At 69.4% G+C, this 20,022-nt stretch carries 25 protein-coding genes and 2 pseudogenes; 12 read left to right on the top strand and 15 right to left on the bottom strand.

The window, feature by feature from the left end:
* Positions 1-43: 43 nt before the first annotated feature.
* Positions 44-1,234, bottom strand: coding sequence for a hypothetical protein (locus ABEB28_RS26725; RefSeq protein ID WP_345730970.1), 1,191 nt, complete (start codon positions 1,232-1,234; stop codon positions 44-46).
* 324 nt (positions 1,235-1,558) lie between these two features.
* On the opposite strand from ABEB28_RS26725, the gene ABEB28_RS26720 reads away from it, so the two are divergent.
* Positions 1,559-1,828, top strand: a complete 270-nt coding sequence (locus ABEB28_RS26720; RefSeq protein ID WP_345730969.1) for a hypothetical protein — start codon at positions 1,559-1,561, stop codon at positions 1,826-1,828.
* A gap of 11 nt (positions 1,829-1,839) precedes the next feature.
* On the opposite strand, the gene ABEB28_RS26715 is transcribed toward ABEB28_RS26720, so the two are convergent.
* From ABEB28_RS26715 to ABEB28_RS26690, 6 genes are all read right to left on the bottom strand, one after another.
* Entirely contained in the window at positions 1,840-2,160 is a 321-nt protein-coding gene (locus ABEB28_RS26715; RefSeq protein WP_345730968.1) for a transcriptional regulator, read from the bottom strand.
* Entirely contained in the window at positions 2,157-2,591 is a 435-nt protein-coding gene (locus ABEB28_RS26710) for a hypothetical protein (protein ID WP_345730967.1), read from the bottom strand. Before ABEB28_RS26710 ends, ABEB28_RS26715 begins: the two co-directional genes overlap by 4 nt.
* 323 nt (positions 2,592-2,914) lie before the next feature.
* Positions 2,915-3,226 carry a TfoX/Sxy family protein gene (locus tag ABEB28_RS26705; protein WP_345730966.1) on the bottom strand — a complete coding sequence of 104 codons (312 nt, stop codon included), beginning with the start codon at positions 3,224-3,226 and terminating at the stop codon, positions 2,915-2,917.
* Positions 3,223-3,570 carry a nuclear transport factor 2 family protein gene (locus tag ABEB28_RS26700; protein WP_345730965.1) on the bottom strand — a complete coding sequence of 116 codons (348 nt, stop codon included), beginning with the start codon at positions 3,568-3,570 and terminating at the stop codon, positions 3,223-3,225. Before ABEB28_RS26700 ends, ABEB28_RS26705 begins: the two co-directional genes overlap by 4 nt.
* Positions 3,567-4,115, bottom strand: a complete 549-nt coding sequence (locus ABEB28_RS26695) for a TetR/AcrR family transcriptional regulator (protein WP_345730964.1) — start codon at positions 4,113-4,115, stop codon at positions 3,567-3,569. The genes ABEB28_RS26700 and ABEB28_RS26695 overlap by 4 nt, the downstream gene beginning before the upstream one ends.
* 162 nt (positions 4,116-4,277) lie before the next feature.
* The gene (locus tag ABEB28_RS26690) at positions 4,278-4,439 is read right to left on the bottom strand and encodes a hypothetical protein (protein WP_376980605.1); all 162 of its coding nucleotides are present in this window, start codon (positions 4,437-4,439) and stop codon (positions 4,278-4,280) included.
* 3 nt (positions 4,440-4,442) lie between these two features.
* Between ABEB28_RS26690 and ABEB28_RS26685 the strand changes: the two are divergent.
* Positions 4,443-4,792: pseudogene (locus ABEB28_RS26685) on the top strand (cupin domain-containing protein); the annotation flags it as partial.
* Positions 4,793-4,907: 115 nt separating this feature from the next.
* Positions 4,908-5,471, top strand: a complete 564-nt coding sequence (locus ABEB28_RS26680) for a dihydrofolate reductase family protein (RefSeq protein ID WP_345730963.1) — start codon at positions 4,908-4,910, stop codon at positions 5,469-5,471.
* A 139-nt stretch (positions 5,472-5,610) separates the two neighbouring features.
* On the opposite strand, the gene ABEB28_RS26675 is transcribed toward ABEB28_RS26680, so the two are convergent.
* On the bottom strand, positions 5,611-6,618 hold the full coding sequence (locus ABEB28_RS26675; protein ID WP_345730962.1) for an RNA polymerase subunit sigma-70: 1,008 nt from the start codon (positions 6,616-6,618) through the stop codon (positions 5,611-5,613).
* Positions 6,619-6,873: 255 nt separating this feature from the next.
* Here ABEB28_RS26675 and ABEB28_RS26670 point away from each other — a divergent pair, with 255 nt between their 5' ends.
* From ABEB28_RS26670 to ABEB28_RS26660, 3 genes are all read left to right on the top strand, one after another.
* Complete coding sequence (locus ABEB28_RS26670) at positions 6,874-7,926, top strand: DNA polymerase III subunit beta family protein (RefSeq protein ID WP_345731020.1); 1,053 nt, start codon at positions 6,874-6,876, stop codon at positions 7,924-7,926.
* A gap of 141 nt (positions 7,927-8,067) precedes the next feature.
* Positions 8,068-8,955, top strand: a complete 888-nt coding sequence (locus ABEB28_RS26665) for an alpha/beta fold hydrolase (protein WP_345730961.1) — start codon at positions 8,068-8,070, stop codon at positions 8,953-8,955.
* Between the two features lie 7 nt (positions 8,956-8,962).
* Positions 8,963-9,673 carry an LLM class flavin-dependent oxidoreductase gene (locus tag ABEB28_RS26660; RefSeq protein ID WP_345731019.1) on the top strand — a complete coding sequence of 237 codons (711 nt, stop codon included), beginning with the start codon at positions 8,963-8,965 and terminating at the stop codon, positions 9,671-9,673.
* Positions 9,674-10,408: 735 nt separating this feature from the next.
* On the opposite strand, the gene ABEB28_RS26655 is transcribed toward ABEB28_RS26660, so the two are convergent.
* A complete protein-coding gene (locus ABEB28_RS26655) occupies positions 10,409-11,539 on the bottom strand; it encodes a YbfB/YjiJ family MFS transporter (protein ID WP_345730960.1) in 1,131 nt (376 codons plus the stop codon).
* Between the two features lie 202 nt (positions 11,540-11,741).
* Here ABEB28_RS26655 and ABEB28_RS26650 point away from each other — a divergent pair, with 202 nt between their 5' ends.
* The 4 genes from ABEB28_RS26650 (at position 11,742) to ABEB28_RS26635 (ending at position 15,149) form a co-directional block, all read left to right on the top strand.
* Complete coding sequence (locus ABEB28_RS26650) at positions 11,742-12,338, top strand: TetR/AcrR family transcriptional regulator (RefSeq protein ID WP_345730959.1); 597 nt, start codon at positions 11,742-11,744, stop codon at positions 12,336-12,338.
* A 167-nt stretch (positions 12,339-12,505) separates the two neighbouring features.
* On the top strand, positions 12,506-13,342 hold the full coding sequence (locus ABEB28_RS26645; protein ID WP_345730958.1) for a CPBP family intramembrane glutamic endopeptidase: 837 nt from the start codon (positions 12,506-12,508) through the stop codon (positions 13,340-13,342).
* Complete coding sequence (locus ABEB28_RS26640; protein ID WP_345730957.1) at positions 13,339-14,493, top strand: sensor histidine kinase; 1,155 nt, start codon at positions 13,339-13,341, stop codon at positions 14,491-14,493. Before ABEB28_RS26645 ends, ABEB28_RS26640 begins: the two co-directional genes overlap by 4 nt.
* Entirely contained in the window at positions 14,490-15,149 is a 660-nt protein-coding gene (locus ABEB28_RS26635) for a response regulator (protein WP_345730956.1), read from the top strand. Before ABEB28_RS26640 ends, ABEB28_RS26635 begins: the two co-directional genes overlap by 4 nt.
* A 53-nt stretch (positions 15,150-15,202) precedes the next feature.
* On the opposite strand, the gene ABEB28_RS26630 is transcribed toward ABEB28_RS26635, so the two are convergent.
* Genes ABEB28_RS26630 through ABEB28_RS26620 form a run of 3 tightly spaced genes read right to left on the bottom strand, consistent with a single transcriptional unit; the run spans position 15,203 to position 16,736 of the window.
* Entirely contained in the window at positions 15,203-15,571 is a 369-nt protein-coding gene (locus ABEB28_RS26630; protein WP_345730955.1) for a hypothetical protein, read from the bottom strand.
* The gene (locus ABEB28_RS26625; RefSeq protein ID WP_345730954.1) at positions 15,568-16,443 is read right to left on the bottom strand and encodes a class I SAM-dependent methyltransferase; all 876 of its coding nucleotides are present in this window, start codon (positions 16,441-16,443) and stop codon (positions 15,568-15,570) included. The genes ABEB28_RS26630 and ABEB28_RS26625 overlap by 4 nt, the downstream gene beginning before the upstream one ends.
* Positions 16,443-16,736 (bottom strand): hypothetical protein, encoded by a 294-nt coding sequence (locus tag ABEB28_RS26620; protein WP_345730953.1) that lies wholly within the window; start codon positions 16,734-16,736, stop codon positions 16,443-16,445. The genes ABEB28_RS26625 and ABEB28_RS26620 overlap by 1 nt, the downstream gene beginning before the upstream one ends.
* Positions 16,737-16,801: 65 nt before the next feature.
* On the opposite strand from ABEB28_RS26620, the gene ABEB28_RS26615 reads away from it, so the two are divergent.
* Positions 16,802-17,443 carry a TetR/AcrR family transcriptional regulator gene (locus ABEB28_RS26615; protein WP_345730952.1) on the top strand — a complete coding sequence of 214 codons (642 nt, stop codon included), beginning with the start codon at positions 16,802-16,804 and terminating at the stop codon, positions 17,441-17,443.
* A 12-nt stretch (positions 17,444-17,455) separates the two neighbouring features.
* Here ABEB28_RS26615 and ABEB28_RS26610 read toward each other — a convergent pair.
* Together ABEB28_RS26610 and ABEB28_RS26605 are read right to left on the bottom strand one after the other, a co-directional pair.
* Positions 17,456-17,751 (bottom strand): annotated as a pseudogene (locus tag ABEB28_RS26610) (MmyB family transcriptional regulator); the annotation flags it as partial.
* 200 nt (positions 17,752-17,951) lie between these two features.
* Positions 17,952-18,338, bottom strand: coding sequence for a VOC family protein (locus tag ABEB28_RS26605; protein WP_345730951.1), 387 nt, complete (start codon positions 18,336-18,338; stop codon positions 17,952-17,954).
* Between the two features lie 341 nt (positions 18,339-18,679).
* On the opposite strand from ABEB28_RS26605, the gene ABEB28_RS26600 reads away from it, so the two are divergent.
* A complete protein-coding gene (locus ABEB28_RS26600; RefSeq protein ID WP_345730950.1) occupies positions 18,680-19,390 on the top strand; it encodes a nucleoside/nucleotide kinase family protein in 711 nt (236 codons plus the stop codon).
* Positions 19,391-19,426: 36 nt separating this feature from the next.
* Here the strand turns inward: ABEB28_RS26600 and ABEB28_RS26595 are convergent.
* Positions 19,427-20,022 (bottom strand): SDR family NAD(P)-dependent oxidoreductase (locus ABEB28_RS26595; protein ID WP_345730949.1); only part of this gene is annotated, 596 nt, incomplete at its 5' end.

The following is a 20,022-nucleotide window of genomic DNA, read 5'->3' as shown; positions in this document are numbered from 1 at the left end:
CAGCAGCCGCGCGGCCTTCTCGCTGCCAGCCCGCTTGATCCGCTCAGCGTCGTCCCATCACGGTCCACACGACCGGCGTGGTGCCGGCGTTGAATGACCGATCGGCGAGCAGCCGACTTCCGCCTGCGATGTCAGCGGTCGCGGTCAGCCCCGCGAGCGGCAGCTCCGGATGCGTGTCGGCCGGTAACGGCAGTGCGGTGATCGCGCCACGCCACCAGACCACCGGCCGCCGGATCCCGGCCGCGTCTTCGCTGTCGCCGAAGATCAGACCGCTGTCGGAGATGAACCAGGCCCTGGCGTCCCGGCCGCCGAGCGTTCCGAGTTCACGGACCTGCCCGCCGGACCACAGCAGCGCCCGCCGCGTCCCGTCGGCGGCGTCGCCCCAGCCGACGATCCGGCCGTAGTTGTCGATGTCCCTGGCCTCGCCGGTGCTGAGGCCGGTCGGCAGCGGCAGCCGGCGCACCCGGCTCCCGACGGTGAGCTGCGGCCGGGACGCCGCGTCGGAACCGACCAGCTCGCCGTTTCGGCCCACGTCCCGGAAGCGGTAGCTGTCCCCGTCCCCGACATACCGCACCGGGCCGCCATCCCACTGGAAGACCTGCCAACGCGGACCGGTCAGCACATAGCCGGTGACCAGGCCGGCGTTGGTCAGTTCCAGCCCGAGCAGGCGGCTACCGGGGAATTGGTGGGAGCGCAGAATCCGGCCGCCGCGCCACAGGGCGACGGTGTCCGACTCGCCGCCCGGCGCCGAGTAGGTGAACGCCACCGTGCCGCTGTCGTTGAGGGCTGCGCTGTTGCCGGCCGAGGTACCCGCCGGGTTGATTCGGGCACGGGACCCGTCCACGGCCCAGAACTGCGCTTCCGAGCCGCTGCCGCCGCGCGTCGTCGAGGTCAGGACCGCCTGGCCGCGGGCGTTCAGGTCGACCGGCAGCACGTACTCTTCCGCCCCGCCGATCAGCTCGGTGCGGCCGCCCCGGATCCGGAACGCCTGCTGCACCATCACCGGGTCGTAGTCGATGGTGTTCATACCGATCACGTCGCCACGGCTGTTGACGTCGATGCCCCTGGCTTCGTGGCCGCCGACCTTGCCGAGGTCGGTGAGGGTGATTCGGGGAGGCGCCGGCTTCGATGGCGCCGCTGGCGTTGCCGTAGGTGCCGCCGCGGCCGGTGCCGCCCCCGCGGCGACGACAAGGGCTGTGACCAGTCCGGCTCCGAGGGTCTTCAGTACCGACATGTCCGCGCACTCCCGTTGCCTCGGCGACGTTGCCAGCGCGCGGTGGCGCCGTGCCGGTCAGGCTCTCACGGGCATTCACAACTGGGCGACGGTTCGGTGCCGCTGTACCGCTGTACCGCTTCAGCGCGGCCGGCCGCGCTTGCGAAGCCGCGGACACTGACCTTCGTCCTATCTCGCGACGAAAGGCAGCGCCGGTGAGTCGACGCGAGTGCGACCCGACCGTGAGCGCGTCGCGGCCGACCGGCCCGCGCCTGCGATCCACCTTGGGGTCGAAATCCCCCCGAGGTCTCGACTTTATCGAACGCATGTACGTATCCTGCGTCCATGGCTCGTGGCTCACGCACCCTGGCCGAATACGGCTTCGGACTCACCATCGACGAGGCGACCTACCCGATCCGGATGTTCGGCCGCAGCGAGGACGACGTCCGAGCCAAGGTCGAGGTCAACTTCGGGCGTCGGGTGCCGAGGTATCACCGGTGCCAAGACGACGATCAGCCCGCGGTGCGGATCGAATGGGGCGACGTCAAGGAGTGGTCGATCTCGACGCCGATGCTGCTGCAACGCGGGCCGAGCCTGCCGCAGGCCGGCAACTAGGCGACTCGGTCTCACGCTTGGGCCGCGGAGCCCTGCACCGGCGGCACGGCCGTCGCGGCGACGATCTCCTGCAGTGCGGCGACGTGACCTCGGTAGGCCTTGAGGCCCTGACGGGTCAACGACAACCACACGCGGCGGGAGTCGGTGCCGAGGCGCTCCTGCTTCACGTACCCGGCGTCGACGAGCGCCGCGACCTGCTTGCTCAGGGCCGAAGGGCTCAGGTCGAGGTTGTCCTTGATGATCGACAACTCGAGCGTGGTGCCCGCCGCGAGCATCGCGCAGATGCGCAGGCGATGCGTCGGGTGGATGACGGGGTCGAGCTTCCCGGTCACCGGGGCCGTCCTGTCGATCGGCGGTGCACCACGCCACCGACGAGGTAGATGACGGTGGCGGCGATCGCTAGGACGACGACTGGCCACGCGCGCTCGGTGAGATCTGCGACAACCATCGCGGCGAGCACGCACAGGAACGATGCGGCGACCGCAGCGAGGAAGGTCCGGCTGGTGGGGACGGTCCACGGGGCTCCCATCCGGTAGCCAGCCGCAACATTGAGACCCACGACGGTGGAAGCGACGGCAAGGAGCGCAAGTGTGCCGTGCTCCGCCAGCAGGAACGTCGACGCCATGGCGCCCACCAGGACGGCGTTGACCGGGTAGATCCAGGTCGGCCACGGCGTGTCCCGCACGGCCCGTTGCGCGTGCTCGATGCTCGCCAGCGCATCGCGGGCCTCGGCGGGGCCGGGGGTTCGATCGATGCTTTCCATATCGGCAACTCTATCCGTTAGTTTCCGCCACGGCAAATATTGAGCGCCCGGAAAGTATGTGCGCGTCGGGGCGGATGAGCGGCCGGAGCGTGGACGCCCGGGTCACCTACCCACCTGGCACAGTCAGCCCGTTCACGGGCGACGCCACCGGACCCGTTCGGCTGTCCCACCTGGTACCCAGCACCTCCGGCAGCATGGCGTTGCACATTCGCGTCCGGCACAGGGGCCGCAGGCGTGCAACGCCCCATCCGCCGCCGATTGAATCCGCGCCGCGTGCAGTGAGCGTCCGGCCGAACGAGGTGCTCATGCCTCGCTCTGGCTGGTCAGGCGAGTGCTGCGCGGGCCAGGGCGCAGAGCTCGGCCCGGTCGTCGATCACGTCCGCTGGGACGCTGTAGTACCTGTGCACCACCACCTCGCGGCCTGCGGCACGGTAGGTGCACGGCGTGGACCCGGCCTTCTCGTAGGAGGGGCGGGCCGCGCCGTCGACGCGGAGGTAGAGGGTGTCCATCACCATCGCGAACTGCCGACCGTTGCTGCGCAGTGCCCAGCCGCCGAAGTAGCGGTGGACGGTGACCTCGCCGAGCGACGCCAACTGATCGGCAACATGCTCGGCGAGGCTGCGCGATCCGCTCACGCAGGGAGGAAGAACCCGGTGATGTCGGCGAGCCGGCCGTCACGGTGGAGCGCGGTGCTCACGCCCGCCATCGCGGGCTCGCCCAGTTCACCGAGCTGGGTCCAGCGTGCGAGCGACCGGTCGTGGTGGTCGAGTACCTCGTCTATGCGGAACCGGTGACCGGGGAAGGCTCCGGCGAATCCGGTCATGTAGGCGGCCAGTTCGCTCAGCCCGCTGACCTCCGCGCCCGGGTCCCGGTAGGCAACGTCTTCGATCGCGACCGCACCGAGGGCTGCGAGCCGCTCGTCGGGGTCGGCCGACCAGCACGCGGCATAGTTCGTCCAGAGCTGCTGTGAGTCATTCATCGCTGTGCCTCTTTCGCGGGGCCGAGCGACGCCAACGCGCCGTCGGTGATGGTGTGCAGTTTCGTGCGAGGCGTGCCGGCCCTGACCAACACCAGCAGGCCCTGGTAGAGCGCCAGCAGCCGGGCTGCCGACTCCTCGACGTCCAGATCAGCCGGCAGCAGGTCCAAGGCGCGGGCGCGCGTCAGCGCGTCGGCGAAGCCGGATTCGATCGCGTCCAGCCCTCGGTGCACTCCGCTCACGGCCTGCGGAACGATGTAGGACTCCACGGCGGTGTTGGTGAGCAGACAGCCCGGATCGGGATCGAGGCCAGTCTCGAACGCCGAGGTGAAGAACGACCGAATGCCCGCCACCGGGTCCGACGGCTCCAGGAGATGGATCCGAACCCGGTCCTGCACCACCTGGTCGTTGTAAGCGTCCAGGGCTGCGCGGAACAGGCCGTCCTTGCTTTCGAAGGTCCGATACAAGCTGCCGGGGTGCAGCCCGGTCGCCTCCTCGACGTCCCGCAGCGAGGCCCCGTGGTAGCCGCGGCGACGGAACAGTCGCATGGCGGAGGTCAGTACCTCCGCCCGATCCCAAAGCTGCTTGCGGCCCACCGACGCTCCAATAGTTGAACGATCGCTCACAAAAACTAGCACACGTGCGCCTCCACGATCTTCGGGGCCACCGCGCCAGAAACCTCGAGCCGCTGAGCTCGGCGCTGCAAAGTCTCAATCCTCCGGGGTGGGGCGGCTCCAGGCGGCAAGCGTGATGTCGGCCGGCCCCGGGCCGCCTCGCTCGCCGGTCTTCAGACCGTCGATAACGGTCAGTTCGGCGTCGGTGAGTTCGAAGTCGAAGACGTCGAAGTTCTCGGCGATGCACGCCGGCTCCACCGGTTCACCGGTGACGTCTGGTGGGACGTCCTGTATGCCGCTCGGGAGCCCGCCCGTGCCCGGCTGAACCTCATGCGGTTCAGCCCCGGTGCCCGCACCAACTGGCATACCCACGCGCTCGGCCAGGCCCTGCACGTCGTCTCCGGCATCGCGCTGATCGGCACCCGCGACGGCGCGGTCTTCGAAGCCCACCCAGGTGAGACCGTCGCGTGCCCGCCCGGCGAGGAACACTGGCACGGCGCCGCGCCCGACCGGTTCACGGAGCACCTCGCGCTCTGGAAGGCGACGACACCAGCTGGGCCGAACCGGTCATCGACGACCAATACACCGCGGCCCGCACCACCAGCCGCTGACGGGCGCGGCCTTCACAGCGGATGCGGACCACCTGCGGAGGCAGATCGCGCACCGATTAGGTTTCCGCGCCGCGCCCGTCTGTACCTGTGAGATCGACTCACGGAGGCTGGCACGATGCGGAAATTGATCTTTGGCATGAATGTGAGCCTGGACGGCTACATCGCCGCGCCGGGCGACGACCTCGGCTGGAGCGAGCCGAGCGATGAGCTGTTCCAGTGGTGGCTCGACCAGGAGCGGGCGATCGGTCTGTTCCTGTACGGGCGCAAGCTGTGGGAGAACATGAGTTCCTACTGGCCGACCGGCGATCAGCAGCCGGGCGCCACCCCGGCGCACGTCGAGTTCGCGCGGAACTGGCGGGATACGCCGAAGGCGGTGTTCTCTTCGACGGTCGACAAGGTTGACTGGAACACCCGTGTGGTCACCGGCGACGCGGTCGAGGAGATCACCCGGCTCAAGGCCGAGGACGGCGAGCCGATGAGGGTTGGTGGCGCAGCGCTCGCTGGCGCGGCCATGCGGGCCGGGCTGGTCGACGAGTACGAGGTCGTGACCCATCCGGTGCTGGTGGGCGGCGGCAAACCGTTCTTCACCGCAGTGGACAGCTGGGTGAACCTGAACCTGGTGGAGACGCGGACGTTTCCCGGCGGCGTGATGCTGACCAGGTACGAGACGAAGCGGTAGTCGGTCCGCTCGGTTTGGTGGGTGCTGGCATCGGCAGTGGCCGACAACTACGCGTGGTGTGGACGATCGTCCACACCACGCGTAGTTGTCGTCGGGCCGGTCCGTGCGCTGGACTCGTCGACGATGGGGACCCGTCTGGTCACAGCGTCGCGGGCAAGCCCAGCCATGGTTTGTCGGTGGCGTCGAATCCGGTGAGCTCGGCCACCTTCCCGTCGACGATCCGCAGGACCGCGATGTTGAACAAGCGGTACGTCGAGTCGTCGGGGGTGCGGCGGTACAGCACGGCAGCAGGCATGCGGTTGACCGTCGTGGTGATGCAGCGCCAGTCGTCGTAGCCGCGCTGGAAGAGCCCACCGGAGACCCAGCCGTCCACCGCGTCCTTGGCCGTCACGGTCAAGGTGCCCGACTCGGGCAGCATCATGAAGCGCAGGTCGTCGCGCAGCAGGGACATCAGCCCGTCGAGGTCGTTGTGCTCATGGGCGTCGATGTACGACTTGACCACGCCGCGTTCGTCATCCGACAGCTCGTGGGTGGCGGGGCTCCGCCAGTCGAGGCGGCGGTCGGGCAACTGCTCGCGCATCGTCACGCGTGCCCGCTGCAGTGCGCTCGTCACCGACGCGACGGTCAGCTCCAGTGCGTCGGCAGCCTTCGACGCCGGCCAGCCGACGACGTCGCGCAAGATGAACACCGCCCGCTGCCGCGGCGGCAGGTGCTGGACGGCGACGATGAACGCCAGCTCGATCGTCTCCCGCGCCACCACCGATTCCTGCGGGTCCTCCGGGAGCATCCGGTCCGGGTAGGGCTGCAGGTAGAGCACCTCCGAGCCCTCGGCAGGCAGCTCGGCAGGCACGGGCGTGCGGTCGTTGCGCTTCTCCAGGAAGTCGAGGCAGGCGTTGGTCGCGATCCGGTACAGCCAGGTCCGCAGCGCAGCGTGACCCTTGAACGACTTCCGCTTGTTCCACGCCCGCAGGAACGTCTCCTGCGTCATGTCCTGGGCGTCCTCGTAGTTCGCGAGCATCCGGTAGCAGTGCACCTGCAGCTCACGCCGGTGGCGCTCGGCGACGAGTGCGAACCGCGCCGTGTCGTCCGAGCGGACCGCCGCTATGAACGTGGCCTCGTCGGCGCCCAGCGGTCTGACGTCGGTCATGATCATCGATCCTTCCACCGGTGCGAGAGAGCTACCAGAACTGACGACGCGGCGGAGGATTTCTGATCGGTGAAGACCGCTGACACCGGGCCGCGCGTGATCGACGTCTGGCTCGAAGACATGCTCGACCCGAAACCCGACAGCTGATCCCACTCCGAGGCTCGAAACCCCGCGGTCGGCGGCGGGAAAGAATCGTGTCACGACTTGACCCTCGACCTGCTCGAGGCCTCAGGGTTCCACGGTGTGGAGAGCGACATGCGGAGCATCGGCGAGACCGCGCGGACAAGCGGGCTCACTGTGAGCGCGCTGCGGTTCTACGACCGCGCAGGGGTGTTGGTACCGGCTGTGGTCGATCCGGACAACGGCTACCGCTGGTACAGCGTGCAGCAGGTCGACCAAGCGCGGTTGGTGGCCGGCCTGCGCCGGGTCGGCATGCCGGTGGCCGATATCGCCGCGGTGCTCCGCGCCGACCGGGCTGTCGCGCACGAACTGCTGGACCGGCACCTACGCCGCCTCGAAGACGGCCTGGCCGATGCCCGCCGCGAGCTCTCCCGCGTTCACACCCTTCTCGACACGCAGGAGAACCCGATGACCACCGTGACCCTGTCCCGCGCCGTCCTGGCCGCCGCCCTCGGCTCCGTGCGCTTCGCCGTGGGCCACGACCCCGAGCTGCCGATGCTGGCGGGCGTCCTGGTCGACGCCGACGCCGACGGCGTGACCTTCGTGGCCACCGATCGCTACCGGATGGCCATCCACCGCGAGCCGGCGACCGTCGACGGCCCGGCCACCCGGTTGATAGCCCCGGCCTCCTGGGTCGACCGGCTCCGCAACCACCCCGAGCAGGATGAGCCGGTGAGCCTGCAACTGAAGAAGGTGGAGATCGAGGCGGTCGGCGATGGTTGGACGATCAAGGACACCCCGCTGGCGTACGACTACCCCGACTACCGCCGGGCCGTCCAGACCCGCACCGTCGCCGGCAGCCCGCGCCGCGCGTCGGTAGACGCGGCCGCACTGCGGGCCACCGTTAGCGGCGCGCCCCGGGTCGTCCACTCCTACGAGGGCGTCGACCACGAGCTGGCCGTGCTGGCAGTCGACGCCGAGGGCCGGATCGACGTGGTCGGCGCGGAGGAGTGGCGCGCCGGACAGGACCGGCACGTCGCGGTCAACCGGGAATTCCTCCTGGAGGCGCTGAGCGCTGTCAGCGAAGGCCAGCTCGTGCTCGAACTGGATGGCCCGATCCGCCCGCTGGCCGTCCGGCGGCCCGCCGACGACCGCGCCTACTCGCTGCTGATGCCGGTCAAGCCGTAGGGCCGACCCCGGGACCGCCCGGCGTCGGCGCTCGCACCGTCGGCTTCGACAGCGCGTCCCCGCGCCGAGGCGCTCGGACCCTCGCGTGTCGTCCGCGGCCGATCCGACCGCCGCTCTGCCCCTGCCGTTTACCGTGGTCGTGTGAGTAGGACGCGCGCCGTCGACGGGTTTCGCCTCCGTTATGACCGCGGCGGCAGCGGCGTCGCTGCGGTGCTGTTACACGGATGGCCAGGGGACCGCACCGAGTACCGCGCGGTAGTCGACCTCTTGCCGGAGAGCGATGTCGTGGTGCCGGACCTGCGCGGATTCGGCGGCTCGGATCGGCACGCCGCCGATCCTGCGTCCTACGCCGCCGATGCACAGGCACGCAGCGTGATTGGTCTGATCGAGGAATTGGGGCTGGATCGGCCGGTGGTGGCCGGGCACGACATCGGTAGCCGGGTGGCGGTCGCGGTGGCTCGGCTACGGCCGGACCTCGTTGGTGCGCTGGTGCTGACACCGCCGCTACCGGGCATCGGTGAACGAATCCTCGATCCACGGGCGGCACCGGAGTTCTGGTACCTGTCGTTCAATCAGCTGCCGCTCGCGGTGGAATTGCTCGATGGCCAGCCCCAAGCGGTACGCGCGTTCCTGCGGTTCTTCTGGACCCACTGGGCCGGCCCGGGGTACACGCTGCCCGACGGACATCTGGACCATCTTGTTTCGGTGTACTCCGCGCCCGGTGCGGCGACCGCGCTGCTCGGTTGGTATCGCGGCAGCGTCGGTGGGCTGGCGCGGGTGGTCGCCGAACAGCCACCTGCGCCGGCGGATCGGATCGCCGTGCCCACCACTGTGCTCTGGCCAGACTTGGATCCGCTCTTCCCGCTCGAGTGGTCGGACCGGCTCGAGTGGTACTTCGCCGACCTCGACCTCCGACGTCTGAGCGGAGTGGGGCACTTCGTGCCGATGGAAGCACCGGACGAGTTCGCCCAGGCCGTCGCCACGGCGAGCGCAGTCAGCCGTTCCGGCCCAAGCGAACGCGGGAGGTGAATGCGGTATCGGGGTCGGCGGACGAGAGGACGACTTCGCCGCCGCCGGAACACCGATCGACCAGCGCGGCCGGCTCTTGGAGCAGCAACTCACCGATCTCCGCGCGATCTGGCGGGGTGAGCCGTACGCGGGTGCCGATATCGGCCCCCTGCCCTCGGCGCCCGGCGGACCGCCCATCCTCATCGGGGCGTTCGCACCCGCGGCGCTGCGGCGTGTCGCCCGCCACGGCGACGGCTTCTTGTGTGCCGCGCCGTTGGCCTGGGCCGGAGGGCTGGTCCAGACCGTCCGCGACGACTGGGACGCCGCCGGACGCCCCGGGCAACCCCGCCTGGTCTGCCAAATCAACACCGCGATCGGGTCGCCGGAGACGGTTGAGCAAGCACGCCACGCGATCGCCGACTATTACGCCTTCACCGGCCGCCCCGGATGGGGCATGCCGCTGAGCGACCCGGCCGAGATCGCCGACACCGTGGCCGCCTACCGCGCGTTCGGCGCCGACGAACTCGTTCTGTACTGCTACGGCGAGGACGTCGAGCAAATCGACGCGCTCGCTGCAGTCGCACTCCCCTTTAGACAGACGCCGTCCGCCGGGACGGCCGCGAGCAGACCTCGCCGCCGTCCCGGTCGGAAGGCCGCTACCAACGACCGCGCTCCTGAAGAGGAACGCACCCGGAGGCACCAGATGGCAGGAGCGCTCGGCGGCCGGGTGACAAGCTAAAGACCGTCCTGTCGACCCGCGATGAGGATGAGGTCACCATGGCGCAGGCGCTCATTGCGGTGTTGGCTGTACTTGGTTCGCTCGGCGGAGTCATTCTGGGTTCTTACCTGTCGGGCCGAGCGCAGACACGGGCCTGGCAGCGTGAGGCCCTGGACCGGGACAAGCGAGACAAGCGCGTGGTCATGTCAGCGTTTGCGACTGCGGCTCGCGAATGGCGCGCCACTGTCATGAGCGAGACGCAACTCTGCTGCAGGCTTCGACAGTTTCGCGCACCAGACATGCGTTCGGCGGCGAAGCGCAAGCGGAGACCCTCCGTCGCCTGCAAGAGATCCGGCTGGTCAGCTCGTCTCTAGAAACTGCCCAAGCGGCATACGGGGTGGTGAGTGCGCTGACGCGCTTGGCTGAAGTACGTGTTGACCACGATGCTGGAGAGATCCCCGACGAGACGATCCAGTTGTGCCGCGACGCCGAAGCCGCGTTCCTGGCCGCCGCGCGATCCGAGCTCGGAACGCCCGGTCCGGGCTGGTACCGACCGCCACAGCCGTAGGGACAGGCGGTGGGCCGCCGAGGCGGCATATCGAGGTCGAAGGCACCATGCGGCAGGTGCCGGTGTCCTGCGGCTATCAAGACTTCTGCGGGAGTGATGACGGATTACGCGAGTGCCCGCAGCAGTACTCCGGATGAGTACGAGGTTCGTCATCGTCTTCGTCTGTCGTTGCCGGAGGGTTTGTCGGGTCAGGCGCTCGTCCTGGCACCGCTGTGCGGTGACCCGGTACGCCTCGGGTGCACGGCGGCGATCACCGCTGCTGCGGCGCACAGGATCGCGGTCCACGCGAGGGTGGCGTCGGTGGAGAGATGGTCGGCAGCCGCGCCGGCGAGCCAAGGTCCGGCCGTCTGTCCGATGGCGAACACCGTGGTGAAGGCGGCCAGGGTCGCGGTCCAGTCGGCCGGAGGAATGTTTGCCTTGATGAGCGCGGTGACGGCCGCCGGAACTCCCATGAACGTCGCTCCGTAGAGCACCGCGGACAGCAGGATGACCGGTGCCGTGGGCAGCGCCAACGCCAACGCCGATCCTGCGCTGAGAACGAAGAGCAGGATCGCCAGGACTCGCGCGCCGGGCCAGTGTTCGGTGGGGCGTCTCCACAGCGCAGGTGCCGCAAGGACCGCCGAGCCCAGCGCGATCCAGGTCAGCGTCGTCTGCCTGAGCGAGGCCCCGTGGTCGGCCAGGTACGCGGAGAGGAACGTGATGTACGTGATGTAACCGGCCGAGAAAAGCAGGTAGGCGAGAGCCGTCCGCCACAGAGTGCGCATGCGCGCCCGGCCGGACACCGCGTCTCGAAAGTCGTCGCCCGTGCTCGCTGCGGTCCAACTGATCACCGTCGCCAATGCGGCGGCGACGGCCAGGCCGACCCAGGCCAGGCGCCAGTGCTGACCTGCGGCCGGGATGGTGGCACCGCTGACGGCGATGCCCAATCCGGTTCCCGCGAAGTAGATGGTGATGGGAAGGCCGGAGTCGGCCCGGGCGGCGAGACGCGACGCGATCACCCCACCGGTGATGAAGACGACCGCCCCCGTGACGCCAGCGAGCGCCCGCGCGGTCAATAGCGCTGGATAGGCATCGCTCGACGCCGTGGCGGCCAGCGACGCCGCAGTGAGCGCCATCGCCGCGCGGAAGGAAACGCGGGTACCCCAGCGGCGGACGATCACGGCGGTGGCCAATGCACCGACGAGGTAGCCCAGTCCGTTGGCGGTACCCATACCCCCGGCTTCGGCCAAGGTCCAGTGCAGATCGTGCCGCATCGCCGGGAGGAGCAGACCGTACGCGAAGCGGGCCAGCCCCAGCGCCGAAGCGGTGCCGAGGGCCAACTGCGCAGCCTGCCTGTTGGCGCGCCACGTGAGCGACCAGTTCGTTCCCGTGTCGGCGGGCCTCACCCGCGCGATGGGGCGGGTAGGACGATCCGGGCCTCCGGAAGCGTGGCGGCACTGGTCATGACGACTCCAGAGATCGAACCGGTCGGTACGATCCAGACGCTAGCAGTCGATCGAACCAACCGGTACCATCCCTGTCGTGCCGGTTCCCAGAGGCTCGACGATCGATCCGGCGCGCACCCGAGCCGCGATCGTGGACGCCGCTACACCGCTCCTGTACGAGCGAGGCCTCGACGGCATCGGCATCGCCGAGTTGTGCGCTCGCCTCGGGGTGTCCAAGGAGACGCTCTACCGGCACTTCGGCACCAAGGACGGGCTGGTCCAAGCCGTCCTGGAAGCGCGCAGCGATCGGGTGTTCAGATGGCTGGCCGAGGCAGTCACGGCCGCTGGACCGCGCCCCACCGACCAACTCGCCGCGGCGTTCGACGCTCTCCAGGGCTGGTACGACGACCCGGTGTTTCGCGGGTGCGCCATGGTCAACGCGGCAGCCCAGCACCACGACGAAGCGGTGCGCACCCTCACTGCGCGTCACCTCGACCGCTACCTCGAACTTCTGACCAGCATCGCCGAGCGCGCCGGCGCCGCGAACCCGGCCGTCCTCGGGCGGCAATGGCTCATGCTGGTCGAAGGAGCGACCGTCGTCGCCGCTCACCACGACGCCGCCCACGTAGGGGAATTGGCGTACGCGGCCGCGGTCGCGCTATTGCCCGGCAACGTGCCGACCGGCCAAGACTGACGCGCCGAAGCAGGCGCTGGGGATCGAACCCAGAACCCGCGGATCAGCTGTCCCCCGTGCGAGCTACCGGCAAGTGTCCACTGCGCGGTGACGATTGCGGACCGTTGGATCCCTAGCGTTCATCGCAGGCGCGGCGCTTGGTCCGCAGCCCTTCCCATGGAGTGGTCATGCGTCTGTTGTTGCAGTTCGGGGCCGTCGCGGCGGTGGCTTTCGTCGGCAGTACGGCGGTCGGCGCGGTGCATTGGAACGCGCCCCTCACCCTCGTGCTGGGCGTGATGACGGCGGGGCTTTCGGTGCTCGCGTACGCCTGGGTGGTGCGCCGGACGGAGCGCCGAGCGCCCGTGGAGGTGGCGAGGAAGGGCGCTGGCGGGGCTCTCGTCCGCGGGGTGCTGATCGGCGTCGGGATGTTCGGGGCGGTCATCCTGAACATCGCGTTCCTCGGCGGCTACCGGGTCGCCGGCTTCGGTTCGGTGACCGGTGCGGTGGCGTTGTTCGGCTTCATGGTCGCGGCCGCGACGACCGAGGAACTGCTCTTCCGTGGCATCCTGTTCCGCATCGTCGAGCAGCGCATCGGTACCTGGCTCGCGCTCATCCTGACCGGCCTGGTGTTCGGGCTGTCGCATCTGTTCAATCCCCACGCCAGCCTGTGGGGCGCGATCGCGATCGCGGTCGAAGCGGGCGGCATGCTGGCCGCTGCGTACGCCGCCACCCGCACCCTGTGGTTGCCGATCGGCCTGCACTTCGGCTGGAACTTCGCCGAGGCCGGGATCTTCGGGACCGACGTCTCCGGCACCGACGCGCCGGACGGCTTGCTGGACGGCGTGATGTCCGGTCCGGTGTTGCTGACGGGCGGCGAGTTCGGTCCGGAGGCCAGCCTTTACTCGGTGCTCGCGGGCGCCCTCCTGACGATCGTCTTTCTGTGGCTGGCGCACCGGCGCGGTCGCCTGGTGCCGCTCCGCCGCCCGGCGACCGCGGCCGACCAGGCCACTACGCTCGTCCCGTGATCGACCTCCGGCGCCTCCCGGACCTGTGGCGGCGTTCCGACGTCACAGTCCGGGACTTCGCACTGGCGCTCGCGCTGATCGCCGTGTCGCTGGTGCCGGCGATCCGCGGCTACGGCACGCAGCTCGGCGGCCTGCCCAATCGTCCGTTCGACGCGCTCGCCGTCGCGGTGATCGCGCTGGAGTGCCTGCCGCTGACCGTGCGCCGCCGCTGGCCGGCTGCATGTCTCGCCCTGGTAGCCGTCGGCTTCGCCGTCGACCAGCTCACCGGGTATCACACGGCCGGGGGCTCGGCCCTGCCGATCGCGCTGCTGAGCGCGGCGGCGCACTTGGAACGTCACCGGCTGACCACGGTCGTTCTGGCGTCGGCGGCGTACGTGTCCCTGGCGATCGCGCTCGACCAGCGAGGATCACCCGAAGGCGTCACCGGATTCGTCACCTTCTACCTGGCGATGGTCCTGGCCTGGGGCGTCGGCGCGTGGCTGCGGACGTCCCGGGCGGCCGAGGCCGCGCGCCGCCGCCACGTCGCGCAAACCACCCGTGCGGCCGAACGCGCGCGGATCGCCCGCGAGCTGCACGACGTCGTCACCCATCACGTGACCGCGATGGTGGTGCAGGCCGAGGCAGCGCGCTACCTGACCGGCGCGCCGGACCGCCTCGACCAGGCCCTGACCGCCGTCACCGACACCGGCCGACGAGCCATCACCGACCTCAGGCACCTGCTCGACGTGCTCAACCCCGATCACGGGACCGACCACCGAACCCCGTCCGTCGGCGAACTGCACGCCCTGATGGAGCAGGTTCGACAGGCCGGACAGCCGGTCGAGTTCCGCGAGGAAGGCCGGCCGGCGGAGGAGGCAGGCAGCGCCGAGGTCGCCGCCTATCGGGTGGTGCAGGAGGCGCTGACGAACGCGCTCAAGTACGCCCACGGCAGCCGCACCGCGGTCAGCCTGCACCATGGAGCGGAGGAGATCACCGTGGAGGTCAGCACCGACGGCTCCGGTGCGCGGGCCGCGTCGCCGGGCGGGAGCGGACGCGGCCTCACCGGGCTCCGCGAACGGGTCGACGTCCTCGGCGGCGAGTTCAGCGCGGGCCGACGACCGGACGGCGGCTTCGTCGTGCACGCCCGCATCCCCGCGGGAAACCGGTCGTGACCTCCCCGATCCAGGTCGTGGTCTGCGACGACCAGGCGCTGATCCGCACCGGTTTCGCGACGATCATCGACGCCCAACCCGACATGACGGTGGTAGCCGAGTGCGGAGACGGACGCACCGCCGTCGACCTCGCCGAACGTCTGCGGCCGGACGTCGTCGTGATGGACGTTCGGATGCCGGTGCTCGACGGCATCGAAGCGACCCGGATGCTCGCCGGCGCTGGGGTGGCGAATCCCGTGAAGGTCCTCGTGGTGACAACGTTCAATTTGGACGAGTACGTCTACGAGGCGCTGCGCGCGGGTGCCAGCGGTTTCCTGCTCAAGGACGCTCCTCCGGCGCAACTACTGAACGGCATCCGGACGGTCGCCACCGGCGCGGCTCTACTGGCCCCCGAGGTGACGCGCCAGCTGGTGGGTCGGTACGCGACGCGGATCCGGCCCACGCCGGGCACCCCCGAGGACACTCCGCTCACCCCCCGCGAGCTAGAAGTGCTGCGTCTGATCGCGGACGGCCTGTCCAACAGCGAGATCGCCGCGACGCTGGTCCTCAGCCAGGAAACCGTCAAGACGTACGTGTCGCGCATCCTCACCAAGCTCGGCCTCCGTGACCGCGTGCAGGCCGTGGTCTATGCCTACCGTCAGGGCCTGGCCACCTGAGCAGGGCCCTGACGCTGCTGGGGCGCGGATGTGCCCCGCGGTGCCGTCCGGGACTAGAACGAGCTGAAGCTGTCTACGTCCATCAAGGCGAGCACCTCCGTCCGCACGGTCGGGCACTCCGCCTTGGTCGCCGCGTCCAGTACAGCGCCGTTCTCCGGCTTGCCGTGGGCCTCGAAGAAGGTGGCCAGCTTGCCGGCCAGGTTGGCATGACGCCCGACCGGGCTGCCGATCTCCTTCAGCGCCGGGATCTCGCCCTCCAGGTAGGCGCAGACGTCTTTCGCCGAATAGGCGCCGCTCGCCGCTGGTGCGGCAGATTGTGGATCGGCGGACGGCGGATCGGCGGCGGTTGAGGAGCAGCCAGACGCCACGGCTGCGCCGAGGATCAGTGTGAGGAACACTGCGAGGCGCCGGTCAGAGGTCATGGCGTGCTGGTCCTGTCCGAGCGGGCGGTGATCAACCAGAGTCCGGCCGGCAGCCGGTAACCAGTACCGGGAGTGCGAAATCGTCCGAGCAGGCGTGCCGACCCGGACCGGGCGCGGTCCTGAGTGGTGGGCGCGGCGTCCCGGTAGGCCGCACCGGCGGGGCCGACCTCGATGAGCCATTCGGTAACCGCCTCCGGATCGTCCGGGGCGTCAAGCGTGACGTCGTATGGATGGATGCCGATGTCGGTGAAGCCGGCGGCGGTGAACAGGCGGGTCACCCGGGTCGGATCGGCGAAGGCGAAAGGTCCCGGCTCTTCGCCGATCGGCAGCGGCGGCAACCGTTCCAGGTGAGCCGCCGCTCCGAGCATCGCCGCTGATAGCCAAGGGCTCACCCGACCGTCGCGAAACACCGTGGCGGCCAGCCGACCACCGGTACGCATCGAGCGCCGGATCGTGGTCAGGCCGACGACCGGATCGGCGAGCAACATCAACGTCATCCGGGAGTAGACGGCGTCGAACGGCGCCCCGGGTACGAGATCGAGCGTCTCGACGTCACCCGCCACGAACCGCGGTCCCGCGGCGCCCGGCCCGGTGAACCGGTCCCGCGCCGCCGCCACCATCGCCTCGGCGAGGTCGAGACCGAGCGCGCTGCCCAGCGGCCCGACCGCCCGCGAGATCTCGGCGGTCGTGCCGCCACACCCACAGCCGACATCCAGCACCCGCTCACCGGGCCGGAGTCGCAGCCAGTCGAGTGCCACGGCGCCCAGCGGCCGGCCGATCTCGTCGTGCCGTTCGGCCTGATTGACCCACCCCGGTGCCGTTCGGGCCCAGAAGTCGGCGTTGCGGGCACGCAGCGTGGCGGTGTCGGCCATCAGAACGGCATTTCGGAGCCATCGACGCTCGCCGATCGGAAGGAGGCGGCCTTCGCCGGATCGAAGCCCTCTTCCTGGGCGGCCAGCCCGGCGGCCCGGATCAGCCGTTCCGACTGGAACCTGCGGAACGCCTCTTCGTCAGCCCAGATGTTGATGATCCGCCAGCCCTCGTCGGACGGCCCGGCCACGTGGGCCAGCAGGCCCGGCGGCCGGTCGGGACCGAGATGCTTCTCCACCTGCCGGTATTCCTGCTCGGTAACGCCAGGCATGTCTTGAACGACGCCGTACGGCATAGCTGCCCCCTGAGGCAGTAGTCGATAGAGTGAAGCTCTATCGAATAGAGCACTACACTACCCCCGTGGGTGTCAATCGGCGTTACGTCTCGCCCCGCCGGCAGGAACAGGCGCAACAGACTCGGCGCGCGATCCTCGACGCCGCTGCCAAGCTGTTCGTGGACCCCGGCTACGGCGCCACGCCGTTGACCGCCGTCGCCGCCGAGGCAGGCGTCGCCGTCCAGACCGTCTACGCGGTGTTCGGCAACAAGCGCCAGCTGCTCTCCGACCTCGTCGACGTCACCCTGGTCGGCGACGACGAGCGGGTGGCGATGGCGGAGCGGTCGTTCGTCGCCGACATCCGCGCGCTGAGCGGCCTTCGGGCCAAGCTCACCCGGTATGCCCAGCATCTGGCCGAGACCCATGCCCGGCAGGTGCACGTGATGCTGGCGCTGGCCGGTGCGGCGTCCGCCGACGCCGACGCCGCGGCGATCTGGCGCAAGAACCTCGAGGACCGGCGCCGCGGCATGGAGATGTTCGCCGCCGATCTCGCAGTCACCGGCGAAGTCCTGGTGAGCCAGGAGCGGGCCGCCGACGTGCTGTGGCTCGCGCAGGACATCCGCAACTACGACTGGTTGGTTCGCGAGCGCGGGTGGCCGGTCGAGCGGTTCGAGCGGTGGTTCGTGGACAGCGTCGCCGCCGTACTCAGCGCGCCGGACCGACCGTGAAGCTGCCCGTGATCACGTCGTCTTGGCCTGGTCTCGGGTGGCTGCCCAGCTGGCCTGGAGACGCAGGGCGTCGTCGTCGGCCGAGCCGGCGGGTGCGCTGAGCGCGGTGAGCGCCAGGCCGGGATCGGCGTTGAGCTGCATGGTCTCGAAGTTCAGGTCGAGGTCGCCGACGGCCGGGTGATGGAACTGCTTGACGCCGGTGCGGTGTAGTCGCACGTCGTGGGAGGCCCAGCGGTCCGGAAGTCTTCGCTGCGCGTCGACAGCTCGCCGACCAGATCCGTGAGTGCTCTGTCGGAGGGGTCGCGGCCGTTGCTGACGAACGCCGGACCTCGGTCATCAGTTCGAGCAGCCGGGTCACGGACGGCCGGATTTGCGAGGCGGCCGTCAGTACACCTCCAGCAGCAACTTCTCCGGCTTCGTGGCGAACGGTTCCCTCGGAGACATCACCACTCACCGACTTCTTCCTCGCCCGTCGGGAGTCTGACCGCAGACGCGGTGATCGGCCGGCTCATGAACTGATCTGCCAGATATGCCCATCCGGGTCAGCGAAGACACCGGAGTAGCCCCACGGCTGGCTCTGCGGCTCGCTGACGATCTCCGCCCCGGCGGTCCGTGCCCGCTCGACCTTCTGGTCCACCGCTACGCTGTTCTCCGCGGCCAGACTGAACAGACATTCGCTGGTCCCCGGCTTCGCGACCTCACGGCCACCGATGACCCAGCCGAAGCCGCCCGTGGGAATCAGCATCAGGCGGACGCCGCCGTCGAGCACAAACTGCAGGGGCTCGGGAAGGCCGTCGTCGGCGAGGTCCCCGATGGCTTCGAAGCCCAGGCCGTCCCGGTAGAAGCGGTACGAGATCAGTCGATCGGCGATCGGCAGGCTGACTATGACAGGCATGGAAAGTCCTTCCCTGTGGTGTTCTTGCTCTACCGACGAACGGGAGCGCCTAGGGAGGACAGGAGCTTGCCTGGGCTGGATCCTGGCCATCGCCTCCAACCGGTAGGTGGCCATCAACGACGGCCGCACCCGCATCCGCGGCGACACCCTCGCCGCGGCACTGCCGCCCTCGGCACCGGCAACGCCACTCCGCCGGCGTCGGGGCGAACGGACCCCGCGACGGCGACTGGGTCCTGGATCAGCATCGGCGACCAACCCGTCTATCCGGCGTATGACCCGGCTTGGGATCTGCTCGGCTTAGCAGCGTTAGGTTGCTAGTCGTGGAGGGTCGCCGAGCCCCGGTGCAGTTCTCGGTGTCGACGTGGCAGCAGCCGTTGCCGTCCTGGGCGTCGGAGCAGCGGTCGGCGTTGCTGGCTGAGGTCGCTGAGCGGGTGCTGGCGTGCGGTGGCCAGCGGCTGCGGGTGGGCATCGACGGGTTGACCGCTGCGGGTAAGACCAGTTTCGGGCACGAGTTGGCGCAGCAGATCAGCGCTGGTGGCCGGCCGGTGCTGCGGGCGACTTTGGATGACTTCAAGAAGCCCTGGCGCGACCGGCACCTGTATGACCGCGAGTCCGGTCAGGGTTATTACCGCAATGCGTTCGACTACGAGTCGGTCACGCGGCTGTTGCTGCAACCGGCGGCGCCCGACGGGTCCGGCGAGTGCGTGCTGTGCAGCATCGATCCGCTGACCCAGGTGCAACATCGTGATGTCGTCGCGGTGGCTGCGGCCGACGCGGTGCTGATCGTCGATGGTGTCTTCGCGTTCCGCCCGCAGATCAACGACTTTTGGGACTTCCGGGTCTGGCTCGACGTTGACGAGCGCAGTTCCGTGCATCGGGGCACCCGCCGTGACCAGGGTTGGGCCGGCGCGCATGCCGAGGCGGTGCACCGTGATCGCTATCTGGCGGCGGAACGGCTGTACCTGGCCGAGGTGGATCCGCTGCGATTGGCCGACGTGGTGATCGACAACACCGTGTTTGACCAGCCACGCCTGCTGCGCGACCTCGGTTGAGTGATCATGCCCGCAGCATGGCGGCCTTCCGCAGCGTCAGCAGCTCCCCGAGCAGCCGGGCGTTCTCGGCGCGGAGCTGAGTGTTCTCGGCCCTTCCGCTACTGGTTCTGGGCCTCCGACGAGCGCCGCGTTCTGACGTTCGAGCGCCTTGACCGCCCCTCTGTTCCAGCTATCGGCAAGCGCCTGCGAGAAGGGATCGGGGAAGATCTCGTCCTCTCCCTTGGCCAGCGCGTCAAGGATGGCTGCGGCTACCGACTGTGGTGACGCCTTCGGGATCTCGAGGTCACGCACCATGTCGGTGTCCACGGGACCGGGCAGTACGGCGTGGACGTCCACGCTCTGGCCGGCGAGAGTGGCTCGCAGCGACTGCGTCCACGAGAAGGCAGCCGCCTTGGAGATCGAGTACGCAGGACTGATGGGCACGGCAGCCACCGCAGCCAATGACAGCACGTTGACGATCGTGCCTTGTGACTCGATAAGTCGGGTCAGAAAGGCCTGTGTGACGGCGTAGAGGCCGAAGAGGTTGACCGCGAGATGATGTTCGAGGGCAGCCCGATCGGCCAGGTCTTCATAGCCGTGGACGCCCGCGTTGTTGATCAGGACGTCGAGCGAATCAACGGTCTCGGCGGCGA

The organism is Cryptosporangium minutisporangium, assembly GCF_039536245.1.
GTDB classification, from domain to species: Bacteria; Actinomycetota; Actinomycetes; order Mycobacteriales; family Cryptosporangiaceae; genus Cryptosporangium; species Cryptosporangium minutisporangium.
This window is presented reverse-complemented; position numbering and strand designations above follow the sequence as displayed.

Bases quoted from the DNA above. Each gene is read 5' to 3' on its own strand.
- ABEB28_RS26700 (WP_345730965.1), bottom strand. From the start codon at position 3,570: ATGAATGACTCACAGCAGCTCTGGACGAACTATGCCGCGTGCTGGTCG.
- ABEB28_RS26605 (WP_345730951.1), bottom strand. From the start codon at position 18,338: ATGCCTGTCATAGTCAGCCTGCCGATCGCCGATCGACTGATCTCGTAC.
- ABEB28_RS26710 (WP_345730967.1), bottom strand. From the start codon at position 2,591: ATGGAAAGCATCGATCGAACCCCCGGCCCCGCCGAGGCCCGCGATGCG.
- ABEB28_RS26620 (WP_345730953.1), bottom strand. From the start codon at position 16,736: ATGCCGTACGGCGTCGTTCAAGACATGCCTGGCGTTACCGAGCAGGAA.
- ABEB28_RS26725 (WP_345730970.1), bottom strand. From the start codon at position 1,234: ATGTCGGTACTGAAGACCCTCGGAGCCGGACTGGTCACAGCCCTTGTC.
- ABEB28_RS26675 (WP_345730962.1), bottom strand. From the start codon at position 6,618: ATGACCGACGTCAGACCGCTGGGCGCCGACGAGGCCACGTTCATAGCG.
- ABEB28_RS26645 (WP_345730958.1), top strand. From the start codon at position 12,506: ATGCGTCTGTTGTTGCAGTTCGGGGCCGTCGCGGCGGTGGCTTTCGTC.
- ABEB28_RS26670 (WP_345731020.1), top strand. From the start codon at position 6,874: ATGCGGAGCATCGGCGAGACCGCGCGGACAAGCGGGCTCACTGTGAGC.
- ABEB28_RS26695 (WP_345730964.1), bottom strand. From the start codon at position 4,115: ATGCGACTGTTCCGTCGCCGCGGCTACCACGGGGCCTCGCTGCGGGAC.
- ABEB28_RS26625 (WP_345730954.1), bottom strand. From the start codon at position 16,443: ATGGCCGACACCGCCACGCTGCGTGCCCGCAACGCCGACTTCTGGGCC.
- ABEB28_RS26680 (WP_345730963.1), top strand. From the start codon at position 4,908: ATGCGGAAATTGATCTTTGGCATGAATGTGAGCCTGGACGGCTACATC.
- ABEB28_RS26630 (WP_345730955.1), bottom strand. From the start codon at position 15,571: ATGACCTCTGACCGGCGCCTCGCAGTGTTCCTCACACTGATCCTCGGC.
- ABEB28_RS26720 (WP_345730969.1), top strand. From the start codon at position 1,559: ATGGCTCGTGGCTCACGCACCCTGGCCGAATACGGCTTCGGACTCACC.